Source organism: Mesorhizobium sp. M0601 (genome assembly GCF_040320845.1).
In the GTDB taxonomy this organism is placed as follows: domain Bacteria; phylum Pseudomonadota; class Alphaproteobacteria; order Rhizobiales; family Rhizobiaceae; genus Mesorhizobium.
Map to the genome: position 1 here is coordinate 158197 of NZ_JAMYQK010000010.1, position 8259 is coordinate 166455.

General features: G+C 63.7%; 7 protein-coding genes. All 7 read left to right on the plus strand.

Going from position 1 to position 8259, the window contains the following annotated elements; all coding sequences use genetic code 11:
- The first annotated feature begins 23 nt into the window (after positions 1–23).
- Positions 24–1559: a DUF2778 domain-containing protein gene (locus tag NKI41_RS12700; protein ID WP_352683271.1), complete on the plus strand. Its 1536-nt coding sequence runs from the start codon at positions 24–26 to the stop codon at positions 1557–1559.
- A 186-nt stretch (positions 1560–1745) separates the two neighbouring features.
- On the plus strand, positions 1746–2531 hold the full coding sequence (locus NKI41_RS12705) for a ThuA domain-containing protein (RefSeq protein ID WP_352683273.1): 786 nt from the start codon (positions 1746–1748) through the stop codon (positions 2529–2531).
- A 55-nt stretch (positions 2532–2586) separates the two neighbouring features.
- Entirely contained in the window at positions 2587–3645 is a 1059-nt protein-coding gene (locus NKI41_RS12710; protein WP_352683275.1) for a Gfo/Idh/MocA family protein, read from the plus strand.
- 24 nt (positions 3646–3669) lie between these two features.
- Positions 3670–4071: a GFA family protein gene (locus NKI41_RS12715; RefSeq protein WP_352683277.1), complete on the plus strand. Its 402-nt coding sequence runs from the start codon at positions 3670–3672 to the stop codon at positions 4069–4071.
- Positions 4072–4264: 193 nt separating this feature from the next.
- Positions 4265–5938 (plus strand): LuxR C-terminal-related transcriptional regulator, encoded by a 1674-nt coding sequence (locus tag NKI41_RS12720; protein WP_352683279.1) that lies wholly within the window; start codon positions 4265–4267, stop codon positions 5936–5938.
- Between the two features lie 208 nt (positions 5939–6146).
- Positions 6147–6827 carry a hypothetical protein gene (locus tag NKI41_RS12725; RefSeq protein WP_352501301.1) on the plus strand — a complete coding sequence of 227 codons (681 nt, stop codon included), beginning with the start codon at positions 6147–6149 and terminating at the stop codon, positions 6825–6827.
- Positions 6828–7551: 724 nt separating this feature from the next.
- Positions 7552–8079 (plus strand): c-type cytochrome, encoded by a 528-nt coding sequence (locus NKI41_RS12730; RefSeq protein ID WP_502893757.1) that lies wholly within the window; start codon positions 7552–7554, stop codon positions 8077–8079.
- The last annotated feature ends 180 nt before the right edge of the window (positions 8080–8259 follow it).

Sequence of the window (8259 nt, forward strand, 5' to 3'; positions counted from 1 at the left end):
GTCCTGCAACTGGATTGACTTCGATGAGGCCCGGCCTGCGCTGGGTCGCGGTTCCGGCCGTCGGCGCAGCCATTGCTTTATGGTCGGTGGCGACCTTGGCCGGCCTTTATTCAGTGGGAACCTCGCTCAGCGCCGCTTCCAACGGCCTCCCGCAAAGCCTGCTCGCGCCGCGCGCCATCGCGCTCGCCGATCCTCGCCGCAGCCTTGCAAAGGCGCAGGCCCCGACATGGGCCGCAGCAAACGCGGCGCTGTCGGCCAAGCTGCTGCAGCACGGATGCGATGCCAACTGCCTGCGGTCGGCGTCGAACTTCGTCCACCAGGGAAAATCGGCCCGCCTCAAGCGCAACACCGTGCCGCTTGTCGCTGGTGCGTCGCGGCAATCGAGCTTCGACGACGTGGTCGCCAAGGCCGCGCTGTCGCCGCAAAAGCTTGCCGCCGCCTTTGCCCGTGCCTCAGCCGGCTCTCCCGTCATGCTCGCCAGCCTGCCGGCCGACGCCCGGTTCGCCGAGCCGGTACGCATACCCGACCCGAACGGCCCAGCACCGGTGCGCTTCGGGCCGGAGGTGGCGGAGATCGAACGCTCGTCGCGCCTTGCGCTGGCGCTGGCGAATACATTGCCGGAGCAGATGATCGATGTGCTCCCGGCAGCCATCGCGGCAAGCGAGCCCGCGGCTTCGCAAGAGCCGCAAGAACCTGAGGTCCAGCTAGCCTCGCTGCCGCCGCAAGACGACATGTCCGACAGCATTCCGCTGCCGACGCTGCGTCCGCGGGCGGACATCGATAAGCCGGCCGAGGCGCCGCGGGCTCAAGCGTCAAGAGATCAGGCGCCAAAAGACCAGGCGCCAAAGGCCCAGGCGCAAAAGGATCAAGCATCGAAAACGGAGCCGCCCAAGGCGCAGGCCTCTAGGACCGCCAGGGCGAGCAAGGTGCAGACGGCCGACGCTCCGCCGGCCGAGACGCTACCCGGCAGCCTGTCGCCTCGCAATTCGTCACAAGCGGCAGTGCCGGCCGTGTCGGGCAAGCCGGGCAAACGGTCGAAGGCGCAGGGCGGTGACATGCTGGCCTATGCCAAGCCCGACATGCCTTCCGGCGGTCTCGGCGGAGCCTTCAGGAACCTGTTCACCACGCCCAACATGGGCACTGGCGTCGCCGTCTACGACATCTCGGCCAAGACCGTCTATATGCCCGACGGCTCGCGGCTGGAGGCACATTCGGGACTGGGCGCGATGGTCGACCAGCCACGCTACGTCCACAAGAAGAATGTCGGCCCGACGCCGCCGGACACCTACAATCTGACGATGCGCGAATCGCGCTTTCACGGTGTCGAGGCGATCCGTCTGACGCCGGCCAGCGGCAGCAACAAATATGGCCGCGACGGCCTGCTCGCCCACACCTACATGCTGCGCGGCGGGCGCGCCGAATCCAATGGCTGCGTCGTCTTCAAGGACTATGCCCGCTTCCTCGCCGCCTACAAGAAGGGCAAGATCAAGCGGCTTGTAGTCGTGCCGCGGCTGTCGAAGCCGCTGACACGCGTCGCCCAAGAGGGGCGAGGGGCTTAGGTCGCTCGCGGCAGCCCTTCATGGCTTCGTCATCCCAGGGTCTTCGCGACGTCGCTTCGCGCCTGCTCCGCCCTGGGATGACGAAGCTAGGGAGGTTTGGCCAATCTCGAAGGTTTTCAATCCCGTCCAGGGACAGTATGAGTGGCCGGTGGGGCGGCTCCGGCTTCAAACAATCACGAGGACATCATGACAATACGCGCTGTCGTCTGGGGCGAGAATATTCATGAGCGGACCAACGAAGTGGTCGCGGGCATCTATCCTGAGGGCATGCATGCGACGATCGCCAATGCACTGAAGCTCGACCCGGAAATATCAGTGTCCTGGGCAACGCTGGAGCAGCCGGAGCATGGGCTGCCGGCCGACCGTCTGGCCGAGACCGACGTCTTGCTGTGGTGGGGACACAAGGACCATGGCGCCGTCGCCGACGAAGTGGTCGAGCGCGTGGCGCGCCGCGTCTGGGAAGGCATGGGGCTGATCGTTCTCCATTCCGGCCATTTCTCGAAGGTATTCAAGAAGCTGATGGGCACTCCCTGCACGCTGAAATGGCGCGAGGCGGGCGAGCGCGAACGGCTCTGGGTGACCAGCCCCGACCACCCGATCGCTGCCGGGATCGGCGAGTATTTCGAGCTCGAGAACGAGGAGATGTATGGCGAGCAGTTCGCCGTGCCGGAGCCGCTCGAGACCGTGTTCATCTCCTGGTTCCAGGGCGGCGAAGTGTTCCGGTCGGGGCTGACCTATCGCCGCGGCGCCGGTAACATCTTCTATTTCAGGCCCGGCCACGAGACCTATCCGACCTATCACGACGCCAACGTCCACAAGGTGCTGCACAATGCGGTGAGATGGGCGCACAATCCCCAAGGCTCCAATCCAGCCATCCTCGATGCGCCGAACGTGCCGGTGGAAAAGGCGCTCGAGCCGATCGTCGAGCGCGGCGGAAAGCTTCATTCCGCTGGCGAAACCGGCTTCCGCTAGACGACAAATCCATGATCGAACAAGAAGATAAAGCCCTGTCCTAAGGATACGAATCATGCGTCTGTTGATACTCGGCACCGGCTGGATGGCGGAGGAGCATGCCAGGCAGTTCGGCAAGATCGAGGGCGTCGAACTGATCGGCGCCGTCGATCTCGACCGTACGCGCGTCGACAAGTTTTCGGACATCTACGGTATCCCCAACCGCTTCGCGTCGCTGGACGAGGCGCTGGCATGGGGCAAGTTCGACGCGGTGGCGAACGTGACGCCCGATCGCATCCACCATCCGACCACCATGACGCTGATCGCGGCGGGCAAGCCGGTGCTGTGCGAAAAGCCGCTCGCCGAAAATTACCAGAGGGCCAGTGAAATGGCCGATGCGGCCGAGCGCGCCGGCATCATCAACATGGTCAACCTGACCTATCGCAACGTCGCGCCGCTGCAGAGAGCGCGCGCCATGGTGCTGGCAGGCGAGATCGGCACGGTCAGGCATGTCGAGGCGTCCTATCTGCAGAGCTGGCTGATATCCAAGTTCTGGGGCGACTGGCGCACCGATCCGAAATGGCTGTGGCGGCTGTCGCGCGGCCACGGCTCCAATGGCGTGCTGGGCGACGTCGGCATCCACATCCTCGATTTCGCCAGCTATGGCGCGGCGCTCGACATCGACCATGTGTTCTGCCGCCTGCGGTCCTTCGACAAGGCGCCTGGCAACCGGATCGGGGAGTACGAGCTCGACGCCAATGACAGTTTCACCATGGCGCTCGATTTCAGCAATGGCGCTTTCGGCGTCGTCCATGCCAGCCGCTGGGCGACTGGCCATCTCAACGAGCTCCGACTGCGCATCTACGGCGACAAGGGTGGCATCGAAGTCGTGCACAATCTGACCGGCTCGGAGCTGAAAGCCTGCATCGGCGAGGATGTCGAGAACGCCAAATGGCAAGTTCTGGACGCCGGAACGGTGCAGACCAACTACCAGCGCTTCGTCGATGCGGTGCGCAGCGGCGTCCAGGCCGAACCGTCGTTCCGGCATGCTGCCGAATTGCAGAAGGTCCTCGATCTCGCCGTCGTCTCGGATGAGAAGCGGGCCGAATTGAGCACCCACGCGGATGCGCAGTGAGGTCATTTCAGGAGTCTAGCAGCCATGGTCACGCGTCGCGCCGAATGTTCCTGCGGTCAGCTATCGGCCATTTGTTCGGGCGAGCCGGTGCGCGTCTCCGTCTGCCATTGCCTGGCCTGCAAGCGGCGCACCGGCAGTGCATTCAGCTTCAATGCGCGGTTTGCCGAGAATGACGTATCGATCAAGGGGCGGGCAGCGGAATTCTCGCGCACCGGCGAGGAGGGTGGCCGCGTCATCTACAGCTTCTGCCCGGATTGCGGCACCACCGTCCACTACCGGATCGACACCCAGCCCGGTCTGACCGCCATCCCGGTGGGTGCCTTCGCGGACCCTGCGTTCCCATCGCCCTTCTTGTCCTTCTATCATGAGAGCCGGCGCTGCCAGTGGGTCGAGATCCGAACCGAACCTTTGGCGACGTTCGGCTGAAGCCGCTGGTCGCCTCCGGCTGACGTTTTAGGTCAAAACCCGATCACTCTGAACGACCGAGTTCGACCCGTTTCAGTCGTCCGGGACGTTCCCCGTTCAGAGCGCTTTAAGTGCATTCCGGTCATTCGCGTTCGAGCATGCTATACTGCACCTTGGCTCCAAAGCAGCCATTGATGGCTAGGAACCAATGCGGATGGGCAGGTCAGATCGACAGCAATTCAACAGCGGCTCCTTGCAGGAGGCGGACCAGCTCGTGCTCGGTCGTGAGGCTTACGAGGAAAGGGCGTGGGACGACGCCTATCGGTTCTTCTGGCGTGCCGGCGAAGCGGCTCCGCTCGCAGTGGACGATCTCGAACGGCTGGCGATGTCGGCCTATTTGACCGGGCGCGACGAGGAGTACCTGCGGGCCCTGGAGCGAACCCATCATGCATATCTGGACGCGGGCGAGTGCCATCGGGCCGCCCGCTGCGCCTTCTGGCTTGGCCTGCGCCTTGTCTTTCGTGGGGAGATGGCTCAGGCGGCCGGCTGGTTTGGACGGGCGCATCGGCTGCTCGAACGCGAGCCACATGATTGTGCCGAACAGGGTTACCTGATGCTGCCCCATGTCGAACAGCAGCTTGCTTCGGGCAACCTTGAAGCGGCCTACGCTGCGGCGAGCGGCGCAGTCGAGATTGGCGAGCGCTTTGCGGACGTGGATCTGGTGGCCTGTGCACGGCACTTGCAGGGCCGTGTTCTGTTGCGCCAGCGGCGAACCGCGGAAGGTTTCGCGCTCCTGGACGAGGCGATGGTTTCGGTCACGGCCGGCGAATTGTCGCCGCTGCTTACCGGCTTGATCTACTGCAGCGTGATCGAAGCGTGTCAGCAAGTCCATGCTCTGGGCCGCGCACGCGAATGGACCTCCGCCCTGGGGCGATGGTGCGCCGAACAGCCCCAGCTGATCAGTTTCAGCGGCACCTGCCTGATGCATCGCGCCGAGATCAAGCGGCTCAGCGGCGCATGGCAGGACGCGATCGACGAAGCGCAGCAGGCCGTGGAGCGTTTGACGCAGTCGAACAATCGGAGAGATACGGCTGGAGCATGGTACCAGCTGGCGGAAGTATACCGCCTTCGCGGAGACTTTGACGTGGCCGAGCAGGCATATCGGAGTGCAAGCCAACATGGCTTCGAACCGCAGCCGGGCCTTGCCCTGTTGCGGTTGGCCGAAAGGCACATCGATGCGGCTGCGGCCGCAATCCGGCGCGTCATGGGCGCGACGACCGACCAACTGAAGCGCATTCGGCTGCTGCCTGCTCACGTCGAGATCATGCTGGCGGCTGATGACATCGAGGAAGCACGGCGTGCCTGCCACGAACTGGCGGACATTGGAGAAAGCTACGGAACCGAACCGCTGCGCGCCCTTGCCGCTCACGCGCGGGGAGCGGTGGAACTGGCAGAAGGCGAAGCGCAGGCTGCATTGACTTGGCTGCGCCAGGCACTCGAGGGGTGGCAGCAAGTCGAAGCGCCATACGAAGCAGCGCGCGTAGGCGTCATGATAGGCCAGGCTTGCCGCGCCCTCGGTGACAACGATGGTGCGGAACTGGAGTTGCAGGCAGCCCGGACAGTGTTTCGGCAGCTCGGTGCGATGCCGGACCTTTCTCGTGTCGATATCCTGCTTGGCATGCGATCAGACGGAGCCCGCGGCCTCTCTGCCCGTGAACTGCAAGTTCTCCGCCTGGTCGCTGCCGGCAAAACCAACAAGCAAATCGCCAACGAACTGGATTTGAGCGGGAAGACAGTGGACAGGCACGTCAGCAATATTTTCAACAAGCTTGACGTCCCCACGCGCGCTGCCGCCACCGCCTGGGCCTACGAGCACCGCCTGGTTTGAGCAGGTCTGGCATGGGTCGAATCACCCATGCCGTCATCGGCGCCCATTGGGTGGTTCGCCCGAAGCGCCGCCCTCCCTTCCGCGCTAGCTTGCACTCGAAATCGATCGGCCATGGATGCGCGGCGCCACGGCGCAGCTCGCCCACAGATCGCGAGACGGACGCAGTGATCGCGCTGCGAACATCCGGCCACAATGAAGGGAAGTAGCGATGTCGCATGCCGATACCGGAATGCGGGTCGCGGGCGCCTGGCTTGCGATCGCTTCTGTACTCTTGGGTTTCGTCCTGATCGGTCACGGGCCGATTAATCCCGACCTCGCCCAGCAAATGCAGGCCATCGCCAGTGGCGTCACCCTGTGGGTGGTCGTGCATTGGGCCGCCGCGGCAGCACTTTCGCTGTTCGTCGTCGCGAGCCTGATCGTGCTGACCGCCGGCTCTCGACTGACCGAACGCTGGTGGACCCTATCCGCCTGGGCGGTGGTGGCCGTCGGCGCGCTCTGGACGATGACAACCGCCGTGGCCGAGGCCACCACCGTCGCCGATGCCGTCGCCGCCAACGACATGGCGCGATTCGCGGTCTGGTGGGCCTTCGCCGAGGGCAAGGCCAACGGCTTCATGTTCCTCTGCCTGGCGGTTGCCGTGATCGCCGGCAATGAGACGCTGAGCCGGCAACAGGTAACGCCGACCTGGGCGTCACTGGTCGGAGTCGTGGCCGGGCTTGGTGCCTTCGTCGGATGGCCGCTGGGCATGTGGTTCGGCATCGGGCTGGGCAGCCTCGTCTGGGTTGCGTCGTCTTTTGTAATGGCCCTGTGGACGTTGTGGTTCGGGTTGGGGCTCGCGCGAGCCGAGAACAGCGTGTCGAAAGCTCGCAGCGCGAGCTTCAGCGCGTGAGCACCCCAAGAGGCCAGTGGCGTCCTATCAACATCAGGGAGGCCATGATGACTCACGTTGAAGGTTACACCGCCACCCCGGCAGCAATTGAAGATAGCGCCGATGTCAAAGCTGAAGGCGTGCGGCAAATGTCGGCTATTGTTTAGGGTTACCGATGCCGGCCAACAGGTGTTGGCTTGGCGCGAGGGCTGGCGTCCGAAAGCCTCCAGGGAAAGAACCCGCGGGATGGAGGGCGTGGTTCCGGCGCTATGGGGAATTTGACGGTTCCGCGTGGTTCGCGGTGGGTGCACTGATGCGGCTGACAGGTGGGACTGCTCAGGTTGACAGGCGCGCGCGGCCGGCCGAGGTGGCGCATGATGCGGTGTGGCGGCTGAAGACGCCGGTCGCCTCCGGCTGACGTTTCAGGATCAAACCCAATCACTCTGAACGACCGAGTTCGACCCGGTCCGACCGTCAAGGCATTTCAGGCGACGAAGTCGATCCATCAACGTGCGTGGCTCGATCGCGCCAAAAGAAGGCGTGTGCGTCGGCTGAGCAAGCTCCGTCACAGCTGCGCTCAACGGGGCGCGACAAGTGCCGACCATCCAATTGATCGCTGATGGTTACTACGTGCTGGCCATGCTAGAATTCAGCGTCCTCGACGTGGTTAAAATCGGGGAATTGCGACCGGTTGACGGCGCGGGAGGTCGACGGACAAACACGAACAGATCACAGGGAGGAAGCAATGTTTCGGACACCAGTTCATCTTGCATTCTTGACAGCGTCGATTGTTGCCCTGCCATCTTACGCGGCCATGGCCGATGACACACAGATCGCGCGCGGCGAATATCTGGTTACGATTGCCGGCTGCAGCGACTGTCACACATCCGGTTACTTCTTCGGGAAGCCCGACATGTCGCGCTTCCTTGGCGGTTCAGATGTGGGCTTCGAGATTCCTGGTCTTGGTGTCTTTGTCGCCCGCAATATCACGCCTGACAGGGAGACCGGTATCGGAAGCTGGACCCCGGAGCAGATCGTCACCGCGATCCAGACCGGCGAACGGCCGGACGGCCGCATCCTGGCGCCGATCATGCCTTGGCGCGATTTCGCGCATCTCACCGCGGATGACGCCATGGCGATCGCGGCATTCCTCCAAAGTGTGAAGCCGGTCAGCCACCAGGTTCCCGGCCCGTTCAAACCCGGGGAAGCGGTGTCGACGTTCATGATGCGGATTATGCCGCCGGGGGAAGCCGCAGCCGCTGCAACGAAGTAGGGCGGCTTTGATCGGAACGAGATTTTTAGTCGAATAATGGGTGAATGTCCGCCTTGGAGATGATGAGGCCGATATCCGAACGGCAGAAATGGGTCGTCGATAGTGTTGAAGAAGTCGGCGATGAAGCCGTGGATCCACTCGCACCGAAGCGTCTTGATTAAGGTCGACGCGACCTCCTCG